We start from the raw sequence: 20,793 nt of genomic DNA on the forward strand, positions 1-20,793 counted from the left end.
CATGTTACGCCCTATAGCCGCCCGGTCTCGGAGGTTCAATTGGACGCTCTGATTGGATTCTCAGGGTTTGTAGGGGGTACACTGCTTAGGCAAGCCGCCTTTGAACATCTGTATAGATCAACCAATATCGGTGAGATCGAAAACAGGCATTTTGACGTGGTAGTGTGCGCAGGTGCTCCGGCAAAAAAGTGGATTGCCAATAAAGATCCCGAAGGCGACCTTCAAAAAATCGAAATGCTGATCGCTCGCTTGAAAACCATCAGTTGTAAGATGTTTATCTTGATCAGCACTGTTGATGTGTTTAAACAGCCTTTCGGTGTTGACGAAGATTCAATTGTCGCTGAAGAGGGGCTGCACGCGTACGGACTGCACCGCAGAATGCTGGAGGTGTTTGTTCAAGATAATTTCACAAATAATTTGGTAGTTCGTTTGCCCGGTTTGGTCGGGCCAGGATTACAAAAAAATGTCATTTTTGATTTTCTTAACAATAACAATGTCAGTTCTATCGACAGTCGGGGGGTGTTTCAGTTTTATCCTATGGTCAATCTTTGGTATGACGTTCACTGCGCACTTAAGGCGGGTCTGAAGTTAGTTCACCTGACGTCGGAACCGATTAGCGTAAGTGATATTTCTTTGCTCGGGTTTGGACAATTTTTCTCCAATCAGTTGTCTCCCGCTCCAGCCGAATACGACTTCCAAAGCAAACATGCTGAAGTGTTTGGAGGGTCAGGGCGTTATCAGTACAGTCACCGGGAAACTGTCCAAGCTATCAGGTTCTACGCCCAGTCGGAACCGCTTAAGGCCAAGGGCGGGGCTTTATGAGACTTGCGGTTTCAAATATTGCATGGGATGTGTCGGAAGACGAGGTCATCGCGGCGCTCTTATATCGCTATGCTATTGATGCGATTGATGTCGCACCGGGAAAATACTTCAAAAACCCTATTGCAGCTACCGATGCTGAAATTGCACGGGTTAAAAAGTGGTGGGCTGATCGAGAGATCGAGGTCACAGGTTTGCAAGCACTTCTATACGGTACGACCGGGTTGAATGTATTTGGCTCATCCGAGAGCCGGGCAGCGTTGCAGTTGCACTTGGCTGCGGTATGCCGAATAGGTTCGGGGCTGGGGGCGACTCGAATTGTCTTTGGTTCCCCTAAAAATCGGGATCGTGCAGGGTTAGATGATCAGCAGGCGTTGGAGGTTGCGGTACCTTTTTTCCGACAGTTAGGAGATGTTGCCCAAACCTATGGTGTAACGATCTGTCTGGAACCAAACCCTGTCTGTTATGGTGCAAACTTTATGGTTGATAGCGTTCAAACTGCCCAGGTTGTGAAAGAGGTTGCACACCCTGCGATATTCATGCAGTTGGATACCGGTGCGCTCACTATCAATGGGGAGGACCCTTCTGTGATTCTGCGAGACTTTGCGGCTCTGATTGGTCATGTTCATATTAGTGAGCCCGATTTATTACCCTTGGGGGGAGGCAGAACTGCTCACGGGTTGATGTCACAGGTATTGGATCGATATTTGCCTAATCACGTGGTGACGGTCGAAATGGTCGCGACTGAGAATGAACGACATGACGTTTCTATTGAGAAAGCTATTCAAGTAGCGGTCCATCACTACCGGGATGCGTTGGCGGGGGACATCATATGAGTATCAAATGGTTGATCTTGGTCCTTGGGATCTTATCCAATGCATCTGCCAGTGTTTTGGTGAAGATGGCAATGATGGCCCCCAGAAAATTTCCCTCCCTCAACGATCCTGGCGCAGCGCTTGGTAATTGGCCTTTTTGGCTAGGCCTGGGAATGTACGGGTGTGCTTTTTTACTTTACGCAGGCGCTTTGGCACGCCTTCCGTTGAATGTGGCGCATCCGGTTCTGACTGCCGGAGCGATAGCGACGGTGGCGGTGTCTTCCGCTGTGTTTTTCCGTGAACCCTTCTACTGGACAACAGCCGCTGGGATCTTATTGGTGATCGTTGGAGTCGGTTTAATTACCGCTCGAGTGGCTTAAAGGCATACAAAATTATGGGCTCCTCTGATATTCCAGTTTCGGTGCGTGAAAAATGGGAGGTTCCATCCTTCGAAGTATCTCTATGGCTCGGGCGTCGGCATCCCTGGTGTGTGGTTATCCCAGTAATCAATGAGGGGGACCGCATCAAGAATATGTTGAGCAGAATGGCAGTTCTCAATATTTCTGATAGGGCTGACATTATAATCGTCGATGGTGGTACGAGCGACGGCTCGCTGGACATTCGCGCCTTGCAGGAGGTGGAGGTGAGGGGGCTTCTGGTCAAGACGGCGGCCGGTAAGCTGAGCGCACAGCTTCGTTGTGCTTATGCTTTCGCGCTGGATCAAGGGTACGAAGGGATTATCACCATTGACGGAAATGATAAAGATGATCCGGAAGCCATCCCACGATTTATAGAGGCTTTGAAGAGCGGGGTAGATTTTGTACAGGCATCGCGTTTTGTGATGGGCGGTGTGGCGGAGAATACGCCCAAGTCTCGGGATTTTGCCATTCGCTTTATTCACGCGCCGATGCTCAGTCTTTTTTCAGGGTTCAACTGGACTGATACTACGCAAGGCTTTCGTGCCTACAGCCGTGCGCTGTTATTGGATCCAAGAATCGCCCCGTTTCGCGATATATTTACAACATATGAGCTGCTGGCTTACCTTTCATATCGGGCTCCGAAGTTAGGATATCGTTGTATGGAACTCGCAACGGCGAGGCGTTATCCAAAAGGAGAGGTACCTACTAAGATTAGTAGCGTAAGGGGAAATCTTTCAATTTTGTCTGTTTTGTTCAAGACGTGTTTTGGGAGCTATAATCCACAACCCTGAAAGCAGCGCAGCTTTTGGATGCGAATTCAGATGCCTCTATTGCCTTCTGCATCATTCGGCAATAGACGCATTTAAAAAGTCATTTGGTGCGGCTGGATTTGCGATCTGTAAGTGTTTTAGTCATATTGGTTTTGTCTTTTTTTGAGATTTGATATTTATCAGAGCGAAAAATGAGATAGTTGTGATGAAGCATAGCCAGTAAGCATACCTTAAGTCTGCCGCGGGTGTTATGGGGAGATAGGCCAATACATAGGATAGACCTGACATGGGTAGTAACCAAAGCGAGGTGCCGCGAAAGACACGGCTGACTTTGAAATAGAGTGTCAATATCATTGAAGCCAGAAGCCAAGCGTAAGGTTTGAAGAAGCTTGGAGCTACTTGCGCAGAATAATTAACAAAATCGTTTACTAAACGCTCAACTGTTGAGGGTGTCCTAGTTTCAGAGCCTACGGTGAATGGTGGGTTTTTTACATGGAATTCATTGTAATAATAAGGCAGTAGCGACGGGGAGCGAATTAGGTTCAAGAATGCATTCACTCTGAAAGAGGCGTAGACAGAAAGGTTGCTAGGTACGCTTTCAAGCCAGGCGGCCTTTAAGGCGGCATAATGCTCACGGGTGATAGAGGTGAATTTTTCATCACTTATGCAAAAGGCAGCCCCGATTTCATGAGTGTTGAGGTATTCACAGTGCCTAATTGCGTCCACTTCCTGAACGGTTAGAAAGTTTAGAGGTACGTCGACCGCCCTGAGTTTCAGCGCCATTACATCATCGAACATGACGTAGCTTACAGAGTTGGTTTTCTTTGCCTGCAATAACGCTCCCACTGACAAGTGTGCCAGTATGGTGATTGCGCAGCCCAAGACCATAAACGCGATAGTGCTTTTTATTGTATTGAGTTTGAATATGCTCATTGCGAGGAAGGGCATTAGGAATGCACTTGCGCTGAGTGAGTTCGAGCGAACGAGTGAGCCATAAACGAATAAAATCATTACAAAGATGGCTGCGGCTCTCGGGAATTTATTCTGGTCCCTGAAATAAATACATATCGCAATAGCGAGTCCCCAGGCGTATGCCATGCCAACATCTTTCCAGATCGTGAATTGGAAGTTCAAGATCCATGGGAGAATCGGTAAAAGCAAGAACAGAAAACCAAAACGGTACTCTTCTCTGATGCACCATTTAAATAGGATTAAGGCAGTGGCCCACAATAAGGTGTAGTGAAATATCAACATTCCACCCGGACTATCGCTTATATTAAGCAATAGGCTCCAAATAAAAGCCATTGCGGGGGGTTGCCAGTCAGTATATTCGCCTGCTCTGGCTTGTCTTAGCTGATCCATACTATCCCACGTCATCGCGCCTGGATAAAAAGCAGCAACAGAGACGACCGAAAAGATGATCGACGCCAAACCAACCAGATTTAAATAGCGGTTATACACACTTTGACCTTCTAATGGAAAAATGAGTCTTTTCATTTTATCACTTATCATCATAATGATATCTACTCACATACGCGAACGGGCTGTAAGGCTACCCGTGTGCCCCTCCGTTTTGACAGGCATCAGACACGGCCTCAAAGCCGTCGAGCAACCATTCACGTCCCTAAGCCGTCAGCACAATGGCTTCGTCGGTCGCGCCAGGAGATCTTTTACAGCGCTCGGTCTCCAAGCGTTTGAGCCAAAGGCAGACGCCGTTGAGCCCCCAACAGGGGATTTTCACTGGAGTGCAATGGCGATTCAAAAGAGACCAGAAGGACAGGGTCGAATAACGGCTCGACCAGCGCAGCGAAGTCGACGGTGGGTTTTCGGGAATCCGCTGGCTGGGACAGAGGTAGGCCTTTCGACGTTGGCGTCAGTTTGCCTCTTGGAATCCTAGCTTCAGAGAAAAGTCGGAGATCCGCATCGGCGATCAGTCTTGATCGTTGAATGTGAAGATCATGGCGCTACGATTTAACACTCTGTAACCCAAGCATTTTTGACGAATCTCCAACATGACCTAAGTTTGAAAAGCAGCTTCGGAAAAGCTGCTTTTCCCCCACTTATGCCATGGAGCGTCAAATGCAAAACACTTACCTCACCTCCCTCATCTTCGCCTTCCTCACCACCCTGTCCGTCACCACCACCGCAGCCCCGTCCATCAAACCCGAAGCCCCAACCCCTATCACCGCCCAAATGGCCAAGGCCGAGCAACCCGCCAAGGTGAACCTCAACGCCGCCGACGCTGAAACCCTGCGCCGTGACCTGTTCGGCATTGGTGCCGCGAAAGCCAGAGCGATCGTGGCCTACCGCGAGAGCAATGGCCCATTCACGGCGGTGGATGAGTTGTTGGAAGTGAAGGGGATCGGCAAGGCGTTGTTGGAAAAGAATCGCGAGAGGCTGGTGCTCAATTAAGTCAGCCAAGGAGGCCGGTCACTGACCGGCCTTTTTTAAGTCAGGATTCTGCGTTTGAAACTCAAACGCCTTGGCACGAAAAGTGATTACCTCTACCAAACAGATTGTTCAACAATCACTAGGTAGCCATGACCCTCAGCCTATCCCTAGCCGACCAAATCGCCTTGGAACTGCGCGCCGACATCATTGGCGGGCGGCTTCTACCAGGCATGCCTTTGATCGAAGCCGAACTGGTGAACGCCTACAACGCATCACGCAATACCATCCGCGAAGCGTTGCACCGTCTCGGCCAGGAAGGGTTGACTCGCTACGTGCGCAATAAAGGCGTAATGGTCCGGCGATTAGAGCGGGAGGAGGTGCGTGATTTGTTTGTGGTCCGCCGCACCCTGGAGTTGCAGGCTATCGCTCAGAGTGGCGCTCTGACAGACGATCAATCCGAGGGTATGCAGAATGCAATCGACGCCACGACGCTGGCCCGTGAGCGTGAGGACTGGCGGGCGGTTGCTACCCACAGTCTGGTGTTTCATCAGCAGATTGTCGGATTGATGCGCAGCCCGTTGTTCGACGAGTTTTTTGCCCAGGTGATCGCGCAACTGCGCCTGGTGTTTTGTGCGGCGCCCGATGAGCAGCGTTTCCAGTCGCCTTGGCTGGAGCGTGATCGTGAGATCTACCAACTTCTGCTCGAAAATAATAAGCCTGCGGCGGGGGAGGCGATGAGCCTGTACCTGGACGATTCGGAGCGCCTGTCGTTGGCTTTGTTTACTCACCCTTGATCGAGGATCTGCATCATGTTCAAAAACTATCCTGCCGCATATCAGGTCAGTAAAGGTTCGGCGCTGCAGGTCGACAAGGCCTTTTATGAGCGTGTTCGTGACCAGAAGGCGCAGCGCACCCTGATCGAACAATTCGAAGTACCGATCCGCACGGGCAGGGCATGGAAAGTACCTGCCGGGCATGTGTTTCGTGTGACTACGCCGGTGGGCCCGCAGGTGGGGGACTTCAACGTGTGGAACGCCAACGACCCGCGCGAGCGCTTGTGGGCGGCGCGCACGCGTCAGTTGCAGGGCGCGCATGTGAGCACCCATGATCGGTTGTGGTCGAACCTGCCGTTTCTGCGGCCTTTGCTGACGATCACCGATGACAGCCTGGCCAGTTATGGCATCGATGAGCATGGTGGGCGTCTGCATGATTTGCTCGGCACGCGGTGTGATCCGTATGTGAACCGGATGCTGACCGGTGAGGACTTCCATCATCATTGTCATTCGAACCTGACACGGGCGGTTTTACCCCACGGTTTGACGGAGTTCGATGTGCATGACGTGCTGAATATTTTCCAGTGCACGGGCTTGAATCATGACGACATGTATTTCATGAAAGCCTGCCCGGCGCAGAAGGGTGATTACCTGGAGTTTTTTGCCGAGATCGATGTGTTGTGTGCGTTGTCGACCTGTCCCGGTGGGGATTTGTCGCTGCCGATGTGGGGGCCGGACGCGCAGGACCCGTTGACGGTGTGCCGTCCGCTGGGGGTCGAGGTCTACAAGCTGGAAGAGGCGTTGCTCAATGGCTGGAGCCAGCCGGAGCGTGCTGCCTATAAGGGGCAGCACGGGTTGCAGATCGCCAAGGCGGATTGGGAGTAACCCAAGGCTCAGCGATCCTGCGCGTCCTTGGCATCCGCCTGGGCGTTGCGTTCGGCCACGCGCTTGCGTTGTTCGTCGGTGAGTTCCACTTTGTTGGCGCTGTCACGCAGCATCATCAATCCACCGACGATCGAACCGATCGCGACCACCATTATCAACCACGCGTACCACGGCATAAGGCTCTCCTTGAGGCAGATTGCCGTGGGAGAACTTTCCCACGGGAACGACTGCTTTGAGTGACGGGCTTTCTTACTAGTTCAGTGTAGGCCCGTTCTGCCTCCAATGGATCAGAGCCCGGTCAACATCGCATCCGCTGGTGCATCGGCGCGGTCTTGCGCGGTCATCTGGAAGTAGGCGAAGCCCACGGCCATGAAGCCCAGGAAGATCAGCCCGATCAGTGTGTTGAACCAGGCCATGGCGACTAGGCACACCAGCGCCAGCACCAAGGCAATGCCTGGCACGATGGGGTAGCCGGGCGCGCGGAAGGTGCGTTCCAGCAGCGGTTCGGTCTTGCGCAGTTTGAACAGGCTGAGCATGCTCATGATGTACATCACGATGGCGCCGAATACCGCCATGGTGATCATGGCGGCGGTCAGGGTCATGCCGCCCAGATTGATCAGGCCGTCGCTGTAGATGGCGGCGATACCCACGACGCCGCCGGCGAGGATGGCCCGGTGCGGTGTCTGGAACCGCGACAGTTTGGCGAGAAAAGACGGCAGGTAACCGGCGCGGGCCAGGGCAAAGAATTGGCGCGAATAGCCGAGAATGATGCCATGGAAACTCGCCACCAGGCCGAACAGGCCGATCCATACCAGCATGTGCAACCAGCCGGAGCTGTCGCCGACCACGGTTTTCATGGCTTGCGGCAAGGGGTCGTTGATGTTCGACAGGGTGCGCCAGTCACCGACGCCGCCGGCAAAGAACATCACGCCCATGGCCAGGATCACCAGGGTCAAGATGCCGCTGATGTAGGCTTTTGGAATGGTGCGCTTCGGATCTTTCGCTTCTTCGGCCGCCATGGCCGCGCCTTCGATGGCGAGGAAAAACCAGATGGCGAAGGGAATCGCGGCAAACATGCCGGCAATCGCCGGGGCGCCGAAGGTGTCGGAACCGGCCCAGCCGTTCAGGGCGAAGTTGCTGAAGCTGAAGGCGGGCGCGACGACGCCCATGAACACCAGCAACTCCGCGACGGCGAGCACGCACACCACCAGCTCGAAGGTCGCGGCGAGTTTGACGCCGAGGATATTCAGGCCCATGAACACGATATACGCACCGACGGCTGCGTGCTTGGGGTCGAGTGCCGGAAACTGCACATTCAGGTAAGCGCCGATGGCCAGGGCGATGGCGGGGGGCGCAAAGACGAATTCGATCAGGGTCGCGAGGCCGGCGATCAAGCCGCCTTTCTCACCAAAGGCGCGCCGGCTGTAGGCAAACGGACCGCCCGCGTGAGGAATCGCAGTAGTCAGCTCGGTGAAACTGAAGATGAAGCAGGTGTACATCGCGGCGACCATCAGTGAGGTCACCAGGAACCCCAAGGTCCCGGCCACGCCCCAGCCATAGCTCCAGCCGAAGTATTCGCCGGAAATGACCAGGCCGACGGCGATGCCCCATAAGTGCAGGGTGCCCAAGGTGGGTTTGAGTTGTGTGTTCATTGTGTTGCTCCCTGAACGGTTTGGAATGATTCAAGGTGTTGCAGCGGGCATGCCAGGCTGGGAATCGGTGTCGTAAAGCGGAGCAAGCGTCGTCTGGGGGATGGTTTGGCGTTTGAATATCGGCGGGGTTGCACCAGTTGGGTGCGGTGTTGGCTGGGCGGGCCTCATCGCGGGCAAGCCCGCTCCCACACTTGACCGAGTTGTCATGCCGAACGCGGATCAAAATGTGGGAGCCGGGCTTGCCCGCGATAACGCCCGACCAGCCACTGAAAATCCCCCTGTAAACCCCGCATAAACCCACTCTTTACGCCGTCTTTACGCCCCGCCCGCTCCCTCGCTCTCGTTCCTTTACACCACTCCTGCGGACAATTGCCCCACACGCGGCACTCGCCGCTGAACGGAGAGACTTCCATGAGTGTTCTGGACGGGGTGTCACTGCTATTGGCCGTGGCGCTGTTCATTTATCTGCTGGTTGCGCTGTTACGCGCGGATCGGAACTAGGAGCTGGGCCATGCACAGTTATGACTATTGGCTGATCATCGCCTTCTTCGCGGTGGTGCTGGTGCCAGCGCCGTTCCTTGGGCGGTTCTACTACAAGGTGATGGAGGGGCAGCGCACCTGGCTCACCCCGGTGCTGGGCCCTGTGGAAAAAGCCTGTTATCGCCTGTCCGGCGTGAGCGAGCATCAGGAACAAAGCTGGCAGAAGTACATGCTGGCGTTGCTCGCGTTCAACCTCGCGGGCTTTTTGCTGTTGTTTGCGATCCTGTTGTTCCAAGACTATCTGCCACTGAACCCGCAGAAGTTGCCGGGCCAGGAATGGACGCTGGCCTTCAACACGGCGGTCAGTTTCATGACCAACACCAACTGGCAGTCCTACAGCGGTGAAGCGTCCCTGAGCTACCTCAGCCAGATGGCCGGCTTGACCGTGCAGAACTTCGTCAGTGCGGCCACCGGTCTTGCAGTGCTGGTCGCGTTATGCCGTGGGATCGGTCGCAAATCCGCCCAGACATTGGGTAACTTCTGGGTCGATATGACCCGCGCCACCCTCTACGGGCTGTTGCCGTTGTGCCTGGTGCTCGCGCTGTTCCTAGTGTGGCAGGGCGTACCGCAAACCTTCGCCCATTACGTTGATGCCGTGACAATGCAAGGCGTTGATCAGGTGATCCCCCTGGGCCCGGCGGCCAGCCAGATTGCGATCAAGCAATTGGGCACCAACGGCGGTGGCTTCTTCGGCGTCAACTCGGCGCATCCGTTTGAAGACCCGACGGCCTGGGCCAACCTGTTTGAAGTGGCCTCGATCATCCTGATCCCGGTGGCGCTGGTGTTTACCTTCGGCCATTACGTCAAGGACCTGCGCCAGAGCCGCGCCATTCTTGGCTGCATGCTGGCGCTGTTCCTGATCGGCGGCGCGACCTCGCTGTGGTCCGAATACCAGCCCAACCCGACCCTGAACAACCCGGCCGTGGAGCAAACCGCGCCGCTGGAAGGCAAGGAAGCGCGCTTCGGCACCACCGGCACCGTGCTGTGGTCGGTGACCACGACGGCGGCGTCCAACGGTTCGGTCAACGGCATGCAGGACAGCCTCAGCCCCCTCAGCGGCATGGTGGCGATGGTCAACATGATGGTCGGCGAAGTGATCTTCGGCGGCGTCGGTGCCGGCATGTACGGCATGTTGCTCAATGTGTTGATTGCGGTGTTCCTCGCCGGCCTGATGATCGGGCGTACCCCGGAATACTTGGGCAAGAAGCTGCAGGCCAAGGAAGTGCAACTGCTGGTGGTGACCCTGCTGGTGATGCCGGTTGGCGTGCTCGTGCTCGGTGCCATCGCCGCCAGCCTGCCTGGCCCGGCCGGCGCCATCAGTAACCCTGGGCCCCATGGCTTCAGCCAGTTGCTCTACGCCTACACCTCGGCCAGTGCCAACAACGGCTCGGCGTTCGGCGGTTTCAGCGCCAACACGCCGTTCCACAACCTGATGCTGGGCCTGGGCATGTTGATCGGCCGCTTCGGCTACATCCTCCCGGTACTGGCCCTGGCCGGCAGCCTGGCGATGAAGAAGGGCGCACCCATCGGCCAGAACAGCTTCCCGACCCATGGTCCGCTGTTCGTGACCCTGTTGACCGTGACCATTTTGCTGGTGGGCGGCCTGACTTTCCTGCCGACGCTGGCGCTGGGCCCCATTGCTGAACATCTGAGCATGGCTGCCTCTAAATGAAGAGCCAAGGGGATATGAAAATGAATATGCCTGCAAAAAATGCCGCTCCGGTGCAAACCCGGGAGCCCGCCAAAACTGCCGTCTCCGCCCTGTGGCGCCCGGCGCTGGTCCAGGCGTTCGTCAAGCTGGACCCGCGCCAGTTGCAGCGCTCGCCGGTGATGCTGGTGGTCGAGCTGACCGCCATTCTCACCACAGTGCTGTGCTTTGTGCCTGATACCGCCGTGCCGACCTCTGTCGCTGTGCAGATCGCCGTGTGGCTGTGGTTCACCGTGCTGTTCGCCAACTTCGCCGAAGCCTTGGCCGAAGGGCGTGGCAAGGCGCGCGCCGACAGCCTCAAGGCCGGCAGTGAAGGCCTGAGCGCACGTCGCAAGGAAGGCGACGGCAGCTTCAAGGTCGTACCGGCCACCAGCCTGCGCAAAGGCGATGTGGTGCGCGTCGCCGCCGGGGAAATGATCCCCGGTGACGGCGAAGTCATCGAAGGGATCGCGGCGGTCAACGAGGCCGCCATCACGGGTGAGTCCGCACCGGTCATCCGTGAATCCGGCGGTGATCGTTCGGCGGTCACCGGCAACACTCGCCTGGTGTCGGACTGGCTGCTGATCCGCATCACCGCCAACCCCGGTGAGTCCACGCTGGACCGCATGATCGCCCTGGTGGAAGGCGCCAAACGCCAGAAAACCCCCAACGAAGTCGCGCTGGATATCCTGCTGATCGGCCTGACGCTGATCTTCCTGCTGGTGGTGGTGACCCTGCAACCGTTCGCCCACTTCGCCGATGGCAGCTTGCCCCTGGTGTTCCTGGTCGCACTGCTGGTGACGCTGATTCCTACCACCATCGGCGGCTTGTTGTCGGCCATCGGCATCGCCGGCATGGACCGCCTGGTGCGCCTCAACGTGATCGCCAAGTCCGGGCGTGCCGTCGAGGCGGCGGGTGACGTGCATGTGTTGCTGCTGGACAAGACCGGCACCATCACCTTTGGTAACCGTCGCTGCACGGCGGTGGTCGCGGCGCCGGGCGTGAGTGGCAAGGAAGTGGCCGAAGGCGCGCTGTTTGCCTCCCTGGGGGATGACACGGCGGAAGGTAAATCCATCGTCGAATACCTGCGCGCGTTGCATCCACAGGCCGAGCCCTCGGCGGATGAGTTGACGGTCGTGCCGTTCAGTGCCGAGACCCGTTTGTCCGGTGTCGATTACCAGGGCCGTGTATTTCGCAAAGGCGCGGTGGATTCATTGCTGGCGTTTATCGGCCAACAACGCCGCGACCTTTTACCGGCACTGTCGCGGGAAATCGACAAGATCGCCCAGAGCGGCGGCACGCCGTTGCTGGTGTGTGCCGATGGCAAGTTGCTCGGTGCGATCCATCTGAAGGACGTGGTCAAGCCCGGCATCCGCGAGCGCTTTGCCGAGCTGCGCAAACTGGGTATTCGTACTGTGATGGTCACCGGTGACAACCCGCTGACCGCTGCCGCGATTGCTGCCGAAGCCGGTGTGGATGACGTGCTGGCCGAAGCCACACCGGAGAAAAAACTCGCGCGCATTCGTCATGAGCAAAATGACGGTCGCCTGGTGGCGATGTGCGGCGACGGCGCCAACGACGCCCCGGCGCTGGCCCAGGCTGACGTGGGCATGGCGATGAACGACGGCACCCAGGCCGCTCGCGAAGCCGCCAACATGGTCGACCTCGACAGCGACCCGACCAAGCTGCTGGACGTGGTGCAGATCGGCAAGGAGTTGCTGGTGACGCGCGGCGCGCTGACCACCTTTTCCATCGCCAACGACGTGGCCAAGTACTTCGCCATCCTGCCGGCGCTGTTCGCCTCGATCTACCCGCAACTGGGCGTGCTCAACGTGATGCATTTGCAGAGCCCACAGAGCGCGATCCTCTCGGCCATCGTGTTCAACGCGCTGATCATTGTGGTGCTGATCCCACTGGCGCTGCGCGGTGTGCGCGTGCAGGCGGCGAGTGCGGCGGCGTTGCTGCGGCGCAACCTGCTGATCTACGGGCTGGGCGGGCTTGTGGTGCCGTTCGTGGGCATCAAGGCGATCGACATGCTGCTGACCGCGCTGCATCTGGTGTAACCCAACCGTTCTTTGTAGTGAGCGGGCTCGCCCCGCGCTGGGCTGCGAAGCAGCCCCATTGCAATACAGCGATGCACCCAATCCATTGAGGAATCCAAAATGTCCAACATCATCCGCCCGGCCCTGAGCCTGCTGGTGCTCATGACCCTGATCACCGGCGTCGCCTACCCACTGGTGGTGACCAGCGTCGCCCAAGTCGCTTTCCCGGACCAGGCCAATGGCAGCCTGGTACGCGATGCCAGCGGCAAAGTGCGTGGCTCCAGCCTGATCGCCCAGGACTTCACCGGTGACGGCTGGTTCCACCCGCGCCCATCGGCCGGCGCTTTTGCGACGGTTTCCAGCAGCGCCAGTAACCTGGGGCCCAGCAACCCGGCGCTGGCCACACGCGTGTTCGATGACGCGCACAAACAGTTAGTGCCCAGCCAGGGTCCGGTGCCCCTGGCATCGCTGACTACCTCCGGCAGCGGTCTTGATCCACACTTGCCACCGCAGGCGATTGCCTATCAACTGGCGCGGGTGGCTGCGGCGCGGAATGTGCCGGTGTCGAGCTTGCAACGGTTGCTCGATGAGCATATCGAAAGCCCGCTGGTGGGGCCGCCGGTGGTGAATGTGCTGGCGCTGAACATGGCTTTGGAACAGTTGTAGGCAGTGACACCGCCATCGCGGGCAAGCCCGGCTCCCACAAGGAAATGCATTCCAACTGTGGGAGCCGGGCTTGCCCGCGATGGCGGCATCAAAGACTCCATATAAACACCTGAAGGAACCCCACAGCATGAGCGACTCCGGCCGCGCCGATGCCCTGTTAGCCGATCTGCCCCGCAACGGCCGTGGCCGGCTCAAAGTCTTCCTCGGCGCCGCGCCGGGCGTGGGCAAGACCTACGCCATGCTCCAGGCCGCCCATGCGCAACTGCGCCAGGGCGTCAAATTGGTTGCCGGCGTGGTCGAGACCCACGGCCGCGCCGAAACCGAAGCCTTGCTCAGCGGCCTGCCGCAGCAACCCTTGCTGCGCAGTGAATACCGTGGCGTGTTGCTCGAAGAAATGGACCTCGACGGCCTGCTCGCTGCCAAGCCCAAGCTGGTGCTGGTCGACGAACTGGCGCACAGCAACGCCCCCGGCAGCCGCCACGAAAAGCGCTGGCAAGACATCCAGGAATTGCTCGCCGCCGGCATTAACGTATTCACCACCGTCAACGTCCAGCACCTGGAAAGCCTCAACGACCAGGTGCGCGGCATCACTGGCGTACAGGTGCGCGAAACCTTGCCGGACTGGGTGCTGCAGGAAGCCGACGAACTGCTGCTGATCGACCTGCCGTCCCGCGAGTTGCTCGAGCGCCTGCGCGACGGCAAGGTCTACGTGCCGGAACAGGCCCGCGCGGCCATCGATGCATTCTTTACCCAGACCAACCTCATGGCCTTGCGCGAGTTGGCGATGCAAACCGCCGCCGCTCATGTCGATGACGATTTGGCCCAAGGTTACCGCCAACTCGGCCAGGCCGCGCCGGCGGTGCGCGGACGCTTGCTGGTCGGGGTGGACGGCGATGCGCAGGCCGAGCGCCTGGTGCGCCACGCCAGCCGCGTCGCCCAGCGCCGGCATTTGCCGTGGAGCCTGGTGCATATCGATAACGGCCGTGCACGGGATGAACAGTCGCGGTCGCGCCTGCAAGCTGCCCAGCAGTTGGCCGAACGCCTGGGCGGCGAGGTGGTGTTGCTGCGCGCGGGGGAGGTCGCCAAGACGCTGATCCAGCATGCGCGCGAACGTCGCGCCAGCCTGCTGCTGGTGGGGCAGTCGAGGATGGGTTGGCGGCGTCGGCTGTTCGGTGGCGGCCTGGCCGCGCGGTTGCTGCGCAGTGCGCGCGGCCTGGAAATCAACGTCCTCGACAGCGATGATACTCCCGCACCGCCACGCATGCCGCAGGTGCGTGGGCTGGTGTGGTTCGACTATGGGCTGGCGGTGCTGGCGACGGTGGTTGCGGCGGCGGTGGCCTGGGCGGTGTCCAGCGTCTTGCCGCTGCCGAATATCTCGCTGGTGTTTCTGGCGGCCGTTTTGCTGGTGGCGGTGCGCAGCAGCCTGGGGCCGTCGCTGGTGTGCGCGGCGTTGTCGTTCATGACCTATGACTTCCTGTTTATCCCGCCGAATTTTTCCTTCGCCATCCAGCGCGAAGAAGATGTACTGACCCTGCTGTTCTTCCTGCTCATGGCGGCGTTGACCGGCAACCTCGCCGCCCGCCAGCGTCGTCAGTTGCAGGCGTTGCGCGACACTCAGGAAGAAACCAGCGAACTGCTCGACCTGTCACGCAAACTCACCGCCGCTACCGACCGGCAGGCGGTCGTCAGCGCCGCAGCCCATCACTTGGAAGGCTGGAGCGACCTGGACCTGTGCCTGGTCAATCGCGACGGCCAGGGCGGCTGGACGATCGAGACCGGCGGCCCGCTGACCCTCACCGACGCCGAGCGCGCCGCCGCCGATTGGGCCTGGCAACATGACCAGCCGGCGGGCAAGGGCACCGGTACCTTGCCGCTCGGGCGTTGGTGGTGGTGGCCGCTGTCGGGCGAAGAGGGGCCGATGGGTTTGCTCGGTGTCAGTCCCAAACCCGGCCTGGAGTTGAGCGGCCAGCGCCGTCGCTTGCTGACGGCCTTGAGCCAACCTCTGGCCCAGGCGCTGGCACGCGCGCAGCTGGCCCAGGAGCTGGAGTCGGCACGGCTGCACGGTGAAACCGAGCAACTGCGCAGCGCTTTACTGGCCTCGGTATCCCACGATTTGCGCACGCCGCTGACCTCCATGCGCGGCAGCATCGACAGCCTGCTGGCCCTTGGCGAAGCCATTCCGTTGGAAGATCGCCGCGAGCTGCTTGAAGGCACCCGCGATGAGGCCGAGCGTCTGGACCGCTATATCCAGAACTTGCTCGACATGACCCGCCTTGGCCATGGCGCGTTGAAATTGGCGCGGGATTGGGTGTCGCCGGGTGATATCGTCGGCAGCGCCCTCGGCCGCCTGCGCGCGGTGCTGGCGCCGTTGCGGGTGAGTACCGACGTGCCGCCTGAGTTGCCGTTGTTGTATGTGCATGCCGCGTTGATCGAGCAGGCACTGGTCAATGTGCTGGAAAACGCCGCACGGTTTTCGCCGCTGCAGGGCCGCCTGCAACTGAGCGCCGGCGTCAGCGAAGATCAGTTGTTCTTCGCGGTGGCCGACGAGGGGCCGGGCATTCCGGAGGACGAGCGCGCGAAGATCTTCGATATGTTCTACACCGCTGCGCGAGGCGACCGGGGCGGGCAGGGCACCGGCCTGGGCCTGGCGATCTGCCAGGGCATGGTCGGTGCCCACGGTGGGCATATCCGCGTGGCCGACGGCATTGACGGGCGCGGCACCTGCATCACGTTGTTCCTGCCGTTGCCGACCCAGCCTGGCCTGGAGCGCGAGGCATGAGCTACCCTGGGTTCTTCACGGATTTTGATGGAACACCATGAGCCAGACCGCGACGATTTTGGTCATTGATGACGAACCGCAGATCCGCAAATTCTTGCGCATCAGCCTGGCCTCCCAAGGCTACAAGGTGATCGAAGCCGGCACTGGCACCGAAGGGTTGGCCCAAGCCGCACTGAGCAAGCCGGACCTGCTGGTGCTCGACCTTGGCCTGCCGGACATGGATGGCCAGCAGGTGCTGCGCGAATTTCGCGAATGGTCGACGGTGCCGGTGCTGGTGCTGTCGGTACGGGCCAGCGAAGGGCAAAAGGTCGAGGCCCTCGACGGCGGCGCCAATGACTACGTGACCAAGCCTTTTGGCATTCAGGAATTCCTGGCCCGGGTGCGCGCGTTGCTGCGCCAGGCGCCGGCCGGTGAAGCCCAGGAAGCGGCCTTGCGGTTTGGCCCCTTGACGGTGGACCTGGCCTATCGCCGGGTGCTGCTGGACGGTGCCGAAGTGGCGCTGACACGCAAGGAGTACGCCGTGCTCGCACAGCTCGCTCGGCACCCAGGGCGAGTGATTACGCAGCAACAATTGCTCAAGGACATCTGGGGGCCGACCCATACCGAGGACAGCCACTATCTGCGCATTGTGGTGGGGCATCTGCGGCAGAAACTGGCGGATGATCCGACGCAGCCGCGGTTTATCGTGACCGAGGCGGGGGTGGGGTATCGGTTGTTAAGTGCCTGAGTGGGGCTGTGCTTGAACTGGCCTGCGATAGGCATGGGTGTCTACACAATTTTCAACGGCTGACAAATCTCCCTGTAGTGAGCGGGCTTGTCCCGCGCTGGGCGGCGAAGCCGCCCCAAACCAGGCGACCTGATTCTATCTGGACTCGCGGTGGCTTTATGTTTGGGGCCGCTTCGCGCCCAGCGCGGGACAAGCCCGCTCACTACAAAAATGTGTAACACGCAAAATCTCAGCCTTGCTCACTTTCATAGCGATCCAGCGTATCACTGGCAATCTCCCGCCCCAGCGCGATCAACTCCGGCGCCTTGTAGAACTCGAAAAACCGGCACACGCGCTTGGGCACGTTGATCAGTACATCCGGCGGGTAGCCGGCGATCTTGTACTGCGCCAGCGAGGTCTGCATCACCTCGAAGCTCTGGTTGATCAGGTCCAGCAGTGACGCCGGGCCGACGTTGTCGATGATGAACGACCCGGTCGCCGACTTCGGCGCGCCGGGTTTTTCCGGTGCGGCGGCGGGTTGTTGGGATTCCGGCTCGGCGGACTCCAGCCACGGGTTGATCTCCGCGGCCTGGGCCTCCAGTGCCTCTTGCTCCAGCTTCATCAGCTGTTCGGCCTGCTTGCGGCGAAACGGCAGGTGCGATCCCAGGGATTTGGCCAGGTTGTTGAAGCGACTCTTGAACGCCGGCGGGCGCTGGATCACCGGTAACTGGTAGTGTTTCTGGTTGGTGGCGTTGAGGTTGACCGCGATGATCAAATCGCAATGGCTCGACACCACCGGCACGATGGGCAGCGGGTTGAGCAGGCCGCCGTCCACCAACATGCGGTTGCCTTGCATCACCGGGGTAAACAGGCTGGGAATCGCCGCCGATGCGCGCATGGCCTGATGCAGGCAGCCTTCCTGGAACCAGATTTCCTGTTGGTTGGTCAGGTCGGTGGCGACGGCGGTGTAGGGAATGCGCAGTTCTTCGATGTTGATCTCGCCGACGATCTTGCGGATCTGCCCGAAGACCTTTTCGCCGCGAATCGCCCCCAGGCGGAAACTCACGTCCACCAGGCGCAGTACATCGAGGTAGTCGAGGCTTTCGATCCAGTTGCGGTATTCATCCAGCTTGCCGGCGGCGTAGATCCCGCCCACCACGGCGCCCATCGAACAGCCAGCGATACAGGCGATGTCATAGCCGCGCCGTTCTATCTCTTCGATCACCCCGATATGGGCGTAGCCCCGGGCCCCGCCGGAACCCAGCACCAAGGCAACACGCTTTTTCATGGTCGATTTACTCCCCAAAAACAGGTGCCCACAATGCACCCATTGAGGGGGTGGCTTCAATCGTCGCGGGGTCCCACAATATTATTCCGGGATAGCCGTGGTGCTCGGGTATGCTTGGCGATGCTTGGGCCAATAGGTACTGTCAATTTCGGGCTCGGACAAGGCACTTTTCCCTGTAGGCAACGTCTACAACGTACGACTGTTTCTTCTTTTTTATTTTGAGGTGTCATCAATGAAAGCCTGGATGTGTGTGCCTGTGATCATGCTGGCGCTGGCCGGTTGTGCCGGTAAAACCGCGTACCGCGACAGCTGCGGCAGCCAATTGGACGCCGCCTGGAAAGAACTCGACCTGGCCAAGGCCGAAGGGTTTGCCGGCACCGTGAGCTACTCTAAAGCACTCTCATTGTTGACGGGTGCCAAGACCCAGCAACAATTTGAAGCGTTTGAAGGCTGCTCAAACAAGGCCGAGAAAGCACGGTTCTATATTCGTGAGTCGCGCGCCGGGCGTTGACCTAGAGTGGTGAGCAGGATTTTTCATCAGAGAGTGGGGGCAGGATGTCAGCGTTGGTCGATCAGTTAGTCGCTCAGGTCATTGGCCTGGAAGTAGGGTTACTGAGCTGCCAGGCTCGCCTCGCCGCCGTCACCGACGATGAAGCCCTGCATGATCTGCGCACCACGGTGCGCCGGCTGCGCAGCTTGTTGCGCCCCTTGCGCGGGTTGCCGGGGGTGGAACAGCTTGAGTCGTGCGCCAGCGCGGTCGGCCAATTGACGACGCCGCTACGTGACCGCGAGGTGCTGGCGGCGTATTTGCACCAGCATGGCCATCACGAGGCCGCTGACCGGCGCCTGCGTCTGCAGCCCGATGCCTATCGCCAGGTGGCGCAAAGCCCGGAGCTCGCGCATCTGCTGCTGATCCTCGATGCTTTCCCACGGTTTGTCCGTGCCTGCGAACACCAGAAGTTGCTCAAGGGCCTGCGCTCGCGTATCGAAAAGCGTTTGGCCAAGCAATGGCAGAAACTCGATGAAGCCTTGGAAGATCCCGACCATGATCGCCACCGCCTGCGTTTGCTGATCAAGCGCGTGCGCTACGCCGCCGAGGCCTACCCCGCATTGAACAGGTTGCCCGCCAACGCCATGTCGCACCTGAAAAAAGCCCAAGGTGCGCTGGGCGATTGGCACGACTGCTGGCAATGGTTGGCCCAGGCCGAGCACCAGGCGGATCTGCAACCTTGCGTTGCGGTGTGGCACCGCACCATGGCCAAGGCCGAGCGCCAGGCGGATCGGGTGCTGGATAAACTCAGCCGCGACTGTTTCTGAGCGGGTCCGGCTTTTGGCCGGATAAACGCTGTACCTGGCGGGCCCGATGGTTAATATCTCCCATCTGTTCTCTTTGATGTGAGACCGCCATGCGCTTTAGTGATTTGCTCGACGCCGCCCGTAGCAACCCGCTGGACGTCACCATCCCCGCCGAATGGGCCCAGGGTCGCGCGACCTTTGGTGGCCTGGTTGCCGCCTTGCAGTACGAAGCCCTGCGTGCCCAGGTGCCGGCCGATCGCCCATTGCGCTCGCTGGCAATCACCTTTGTCGGCCCGGTAGCGCCGGACGTTCCCGCCAGTTATCAAGTCGAAGTGCTGCGAGAAGGCAAGGCCGTCAGCCAGTTGCTCGGTCGGGTGGTACAGAACGGTGAAGTGGCGACGCTGGTACAAGCCAGCTTCGGCGCGCCCCGAGCATCGGAAATTGCGGTCGAGAATGAAGCACCACCGGTGTTCAAACACTGGGATGAGTGCCAGGAACTGCCCTACATCAAGGGCGTCACTCCCGAGTTCATGCGCCACTTGGCAATGCGCTGGAGCGTCGGCGGCTTGCCGTTCACCGGGAATAAATCCCGCGACATGGGCGGTTGGGTGCGTTTGCGAGGGGATGTCAAAGAAGAGCCGCTGACCGAGGCGCACATCCTCGCCCTGGTCGATGCCTGGCCGCCGGCCTTGCTGCCGCACCTGAAAAAGCCGGCACCGGGCAGCACGTTGACCTGGACCATAGAATTCATCCAGCCCCTGCAAGCCCTCACGACACTCGACTGGTGCCAGTACCACGTCATTATCGAGCACGCCCGCGACGGTTACGGCCACGCCGCTGCCTCACTTTGGAGCCCGACCGGCGAACTGATCGCCCTTAGCCGCCAGACCGTGGTGGTCTTTGCCTGACCTTAGTGTCGGGTGGCGCTGCTGTTCAACACAAAGCGGTCTGTGCTTCGACGCGATGACCCTGCCGCTGCAACGCCAGGCCAGCCAGGATGCCGACAATGCCTACGGCAATACTGGCGGGGCTGAGGCTGAATACCCCGGATACGATCAACAGAAACCCGATGACGAACAGCGGCACGGCAATCAGGCGCAAAGCCTGGTTGGTCGGGTGCTGGTGGTTCTGCGGGTGGGTACGCCATTGCCAGGCGGGGAGATTGGGGTGACGTTTGCCCATGATGGTGAATCCTCTGTCCGTTGAAGTGGCTTGGGCAGAGTTTAGGTGGGGTGGGGCGGAGGGGGCGAATTGGGGTTGGCTAT

The 20,793-nt window shown here is 59.1% G+C and carries 20 protein-coding genes and 1 pseudogene; 16 read left to right on the forward strand and 5 right to left on the reverse strand.

What is annotated here, in order from left to right:
• Positions 1-39: 39 nt before the first annotated feature.
• The 4 genes from KVG91_RS18205 to KVG91_RS18220 are packed head-to-tail and all read left to right on the forward strand — an operon-like array spanning position 40 to position 2,844.
• Positions 40-822 (forward strand): NAD(P)-dependent oxidoreductase, encoded by a 783-nt coding sequence (locus tag KVG91_RS18205; RefSeq protein ID WP_169375156.1) that lies wholly within the window; start codon positions 40-42, stop codon positions 820-822.
• Complete coding sequence (locus KVG91_RS18210; protein ID WP_169375155.1) at positions 819-1,655, forward strand: sugar phosphate isomerase/epimerase family protein; 837 nt, start codon at positions 819-821, stop codon at positions 1,653-1,655. Before KVG91_RS18205 ends, KVG91_RS18210 begins: the two co-directional genes overlap by 4 nt.
• Positions 1,652-2,014 (forward strand): DMT family transporter, encoded by a 363-nt coding sequence (locus KVG91_RS18215; RefSeq protein ID WP_178115030.1) that lies wholly within the window; start codon positions 1,652-1,654, stop codon positions 2,012-2,014. The genes KVG91_RS18210 and KVG91_RS18215 overlap by 4 nt, the downstream gene beginning before the upstream one ends.
• A gap of 14 nt (positions 2,015-2,028) precedes the next feature.
• On the forward strand, positions 2,029-2,844 hold the full coding sequence (locus KVG91_RS18220; RefSeq protein ID WP_169375154.1) for a glycosyltransferase family 2 protein: 816 nt from the start codon (positions 2,029-2,031) through the stop codon (positions 2,842-2,844).
• A gap of 120 nt (positions 2,845-2,964) precedes the next feature.
• Here KVG91_RS18220 and KVG91_RS18225 read toward each other — a convergent pair whose 3' ends face one another.
• Positions 2,965-4,320 (reverse strand): hypothetical protein, encoded by a 1,356-nt coding sequence (locus KVG91_RS18225; RefSeq protein WP_169375152.1) that lies wholly within the window; start codon positions 4,318-4,320, stop codon positions 2,965-2,967.
• A gap of 582 nt (positions 4,321-4,902) precedes the next feature.
• On the opposite strand from KVG91_RS18225, the gene KVG91_RS18230 reads away from it, so the two are divergent.
• The 3 genes from KVG91_RS18230 to KVG91_RS18240 all read left to right on the forward strand — a co-directional run bounded on the left by KVG91_RS18230 (position 4,903) and on the right by KVG91_RS18240 (position 6,872).
• Positions 4,903-5,235 (forward strand): ComEA family DNA-binding protein, encoded by a 333-nt coding sequence (locus tag KVG91_RS18230; RefSeq protein ID WP_169375150.1) that lies wholly within the window; start codon positions 4,903-4,905, stop codon positions 5,233-5,235.
• A 128-nt stretch (positions 5,236-5,363) separates the two neighbouring features.
• The gene (locus KVG91_RS18235) at positions 5,364-6,008 is read left to right on the forward strand and encodes a GntR family transcriptional regulator (RefSeq protein WP_169375148.1); all 645 of its coding nucleotides are present in this window, start codon (positions 5,364-5,366) and stop codon (positions 6,006-6,008) included.
• Positions 6,009-6,023: 15 nt separating this feature from the next.
• Positions 6,024-6,872, forward strand: a complete 849-nt coding sequence (locus KVG91_RS18240; protein WP_169375146.1) for an urea carboxylase-associated family protein — start codon at positions 6,024-6,026, stop codon at positions 6,870-6,872.
• Between the two features lie 8 nt (positions 6,873-6,880).
• Here KVG91_RS18240 and KVG91_RS18245 read toward each other — a convergent pair whose 3' ends face one another.
• Both KVG91_RS18245 and eat read right to left on the reverse strand, forming a co-directional pair.
• Positions 6,881-7,048, reverse strand: coding sequence for a DUF2897 family protein (locus KVG91_RS18245; RefSeq protein ID WP_003172675.1), 168 nt, complete (start codon positions 7,046-7,048; stop codon positions 6,881-6,883).
• A 111-nt stretch (positions 7,049-7,159) separates the two neighbouring features.
• Entirely contained in the window at positions 7,160-8,524 is a 1,365-nt protein-coding gene (gene eat / locus KVG91_RS18250; protein WP_169375145.1) for an ethanolamine permease, read from the reverse strand.
• A gap of 411 nt (positions 8,525-8,935) precedes the next feature.
• On the opposite strand from eat, the gene kdpF reads away from it, so the two are divergent.
• The 6 genes from kdpF (at position 8,936) to KVG91_RS18280 (ending at position 16,965) form a co-directional block, all read left to right on the forward strand.
• Positions 8,936-9,025: a K(+)-transporting ATPase subunit F gene (kdpF, locus tag KVG91_RS18255; protein ID WP_003218754.1), complete on the forward strand. Its 90-nt coding sequence runs from the start codon at positions 8,936-8,938 to the stop codon at positions 9,023-9,025.
• Positions 9,026-9,035: 10 nt separating this feature from the next.
• The gene (gene kdpA / locus KVG91_RS18260) at positions 9,036-10,736 is read left to right on the forward strand and encodes a potassium-transporting ATPase subunit KdpA (protein ID WP_169375143.1); all 1,701 of its coding nucleotides are present in this window, start codon (positions 9,036-9,038) and stop codon (positions 10,734-10,736) included.
• A 20-nt stretch (positions 10,737-10,756) separates the two neighbouring features.
• On the forward strand, positions 10,757-12,814 hold the full coding sequence (gene kdpB / locus KVG91_RS18265) for a potassium-transporting ATPase subunit KdpB (RefSeq protein ID WP_178115029.1): 2,058 nt from the start codon (positions 10,757-10,759) through the stop codon (positions 12,812-12,814).
• A 99-nt stretch (positions 12,815-12,913) separates the two neighbouring features.
• Entirely contained in the window at positions 12,914-13,459 is a 546-nt protein-coding gene (gene kdpC / locus KVG91_RS18270) for a potassium-transporting ATPase subunit KdpC (RefSeq protein WP_169375139.1), read from the forward strand.
• Positions 13,460-13,586: 127 nt separating this feature from the next.
• Positions 13,587-16,238 (forward strand): sensor histidine kinase, encoded by a 2,652-nt coding sequence (locus KVG91_RS18275; RefSeq protein WP_169375137.1) that lies wholly within the window; start codon positions 13,587-13,589, stop codon positions 16,236-16,238.
• Positions 16,239-16,275: 37 nt separating this feature from the next.
• Positions 16,276-16,965: a response regulator gene (locus KVG91_RS18280; protein WP_169375135.1), complete on the forward strand. Its 690-nt coding sequence runs from the start codon at positions 16,276-16,278 to the stop codon at positions 16,963-16,965.
• Positions 16,966-17,194: 229 nt separating this feature from the next.
• Here KVG91_RS18280 and KVG91_RS18285 read toward each other — a convergent pair whose 3' ends face one another.
• On the reverse strand, positions 17,195-18,232 hold the full coding sequence (locus tag KVG91_RS18285; RefSeq protein ID WP_169375134.1) for a patatin-like phospholipase family protein: 1,038 nt from the start codon (positions 18,230-18,232) through the stop codon (positions 17,195-17,197).
• 232 nt (positions 18,233-18,464) lie between these two features.
• Here KVG91_RS18285 and KVG91_RS18290 point away from each other — a divergent pair, with 232 nt between their 5' ends.
• The 3 genes from KVG91_RS18290 to KVG91_RS18300 all read left to right on the forward strand — a co-directional run bounded on the left by KVG91_RS18290 (position 18,465) and on the right by KVG91_RS18300 (position 20,436).
• Complete coding sequence (locus KVG91_RS18290) at positions 18,465-18,743, forward strand: hypothetical protein (protein WP_003172685.1); 279 nt, start codon at positions 18,465-18,467, stop codon at positions 18,741-18,743.
• A 44-nt stretch (positions 18,744-18,787) separates the two neighbouring features.
• Entirely contained in the window at positions 18,788-19,549 is a 762-nt protein-coding gene (locus KVG91_RS18295) for a CHAD domain-containing protein (RefSeq protein ID WP_169375132.1), read from the forward strand.
• An 89-nt stretch (positions 19,550-19,638) separates the two neighbouring features.
• Positions 19,639-20,436 carry an acyl-CoA thioesterase gene (locus KVG91_RS18300; protein ID WP_169375131.1) on the forward strand — a complete coding sequence of 266 codons (798 nt, stop codon included), beginning with the start codon at positions 19,639-19,641 and terminating at the stop codon, positions 20,434-20,436.
• A 34-nt stretch (positions 20,437-20,470) separates the two neighbouring features.
• Here KVG91_RS18300 and KVG91_RS18305 read toward each other — a convergent pair.
• Positions 20,471-20,710: pseudogene (locus KVG91_RS18305) on the reverse strand (terminase); the annotation flags it as partial.
• Positions 20,711-20,793: the final 83 nt, after the last annotated feature.

The organism is Pseudomonas azadiae (assembly GCF_019145355.1).
Classification (GTDB): Bacteria; Pseudomonadota; Gammaproteobacteria; order Pseudomonadales; family Pseudomonadaceae; genus Aquipseudomonas; species Aquipseudomonas azadiae.

What these genes read in the sequence shown, in the direction of transcription:
- kdpC (WP_169375139.1), top strand. Translation starts at nt 12,914, where the DNA reads ATGTCCAACATCATCCGCCCGGCCCTGAGCCTGCTGGTGCTCATGACC.
- KVG91_RS18225 (WP_169375152.1), bottom strand. Translation starts at nt 4,320, where the DNA reads ATGAAAAGACTCATTTTTCCATTAGAAGGTCAAAGTGTGTATAACCGC.
- KVG91_RS18245 (WP_003172675.1), bottom strand. Translation starts at nt 7,048, where the DNA reads ATGCCGTGGTACGCGTGGTTGATAATGGTGGTCGCGATCGGTTCGATC.
- kdpB (WP_178115029.1), top strand. Translation starts at nt 10,757, where the DNA reads ATGAATATGCCTGCAAAAAATGCCGCTCCGGTGCAAACCCGGGAGCCC.
- KVG91_RS18220 (WP_169375154.1), top strand. Translation starts at nt 2,029, where the DNA reads ATGGGCTCCTCTGATATTCCAGTTTCGGTGCGTGAAAAATGGGAGGTT.
- KVG91_RS18230 (WP_169375150.1), top strand. Translation starts at nt 4,903, where the DNA reads ATGCAAAACACTTACCTCACCTCCCTCATCTTCGCCTTCCTCACCACC.
- KVG91_RS18215 (WP_178115030.1), top strand. Translation starts at nt 1,652, where the DNA reads ATGAGTATCAAATGGTTGATCTTGGTCCTTGGGATCTTATCCAATGCA.
- KVG91_RS18300 (WP_169375131.1), top strand. Translation starts at nt 19,639, where the DNA reads ATGCGCTTTAGTGATTTGCTCGACGCCGCCCGTAGCAACCCGCTGGAC.
- eat (WP_169375145.1), bottom strand. Translation starts at nt 8,524, where the DNA reads ATGAACACACAACTCAAACCCACCTTGGGCACCCTGCACTTATGGGGC.
- KVG91_RS18280 (WP_169375135.1), top strand. Translation starts at nt 16,276, where the DNA reads ATGAGCCAGACCGCGACGATTTTGGTCATTGATGACGAACCGCAGATC.
- KVG91_RS18240 (WP_169375146.1), top strand. Translation starts at nt 6,024, where the DNA reads ATGTTCAAAAACTATCCTGCCGCATATCAGGTCAGTAAAGGTTCGGCG.
- KVG91_RS18290 (WP_003172685.1), top strand. Translation starts at nt 18,465, where the DNA reads ATGAAAGCCTGGATGTGTGTGCCTGTGATCATGCTGGCGCTGGCCGGT.
- KVG91_RS18235 (WP_169375148.1), top strand. Translation starts at nt 5,364, where the DNA reads ATGACCCTCAGCCTATCCCTAGCCGACCAAATCGCCTTGGAACTGCGC.
- KVG91_RS18275 (WP_169375137.1), top strand. Translation starts at nt 13,587, where the DNA reads ATGAGCGACTCCGGCCGCGCCGATGCCCTGTTAGCCGATCTGCCCCGC.
- kdpA (WP_169375143.1), top strand. Translation starts at nt 9,036, where the DNA reads ATGCACAGTTATGACTATTGGCTGATCATCGCCTTCTTCGCGGTGGTG.
- kdpF (WP_003218754.1), top strand. Translation starts at nt 8,936, where the DNA reads ATGAGTGTTCTGGACGGGGTGTCACTGCTATTGGCCGTGGCGCTGTTC.
- KVG91_RS18210 (WP_169375155.1), top strand. Translation starts at nt 819, where the DNA reads ATGAGACTTGCGGTTTCAAATATTGCATGGGATGTGTCGGAAGACGAG.
- KVG91_RS18295 (WP_169375132.1), top strand. Translation starts at nt 18,788, where the DNA reads ATGTCAGCGTTGGTCGATCAGTTAGTCGCTCAGGTCATTGGCCTGGAA.
- KVG91_RS18285 (WP_169375134.1), bottom strand. Translation starts at nt 18,232, where the DNA reads ATGAAAAAGCGTGTTGCCTTGGTGCTGGGTTCCGGCGGGGCCCGGGGC.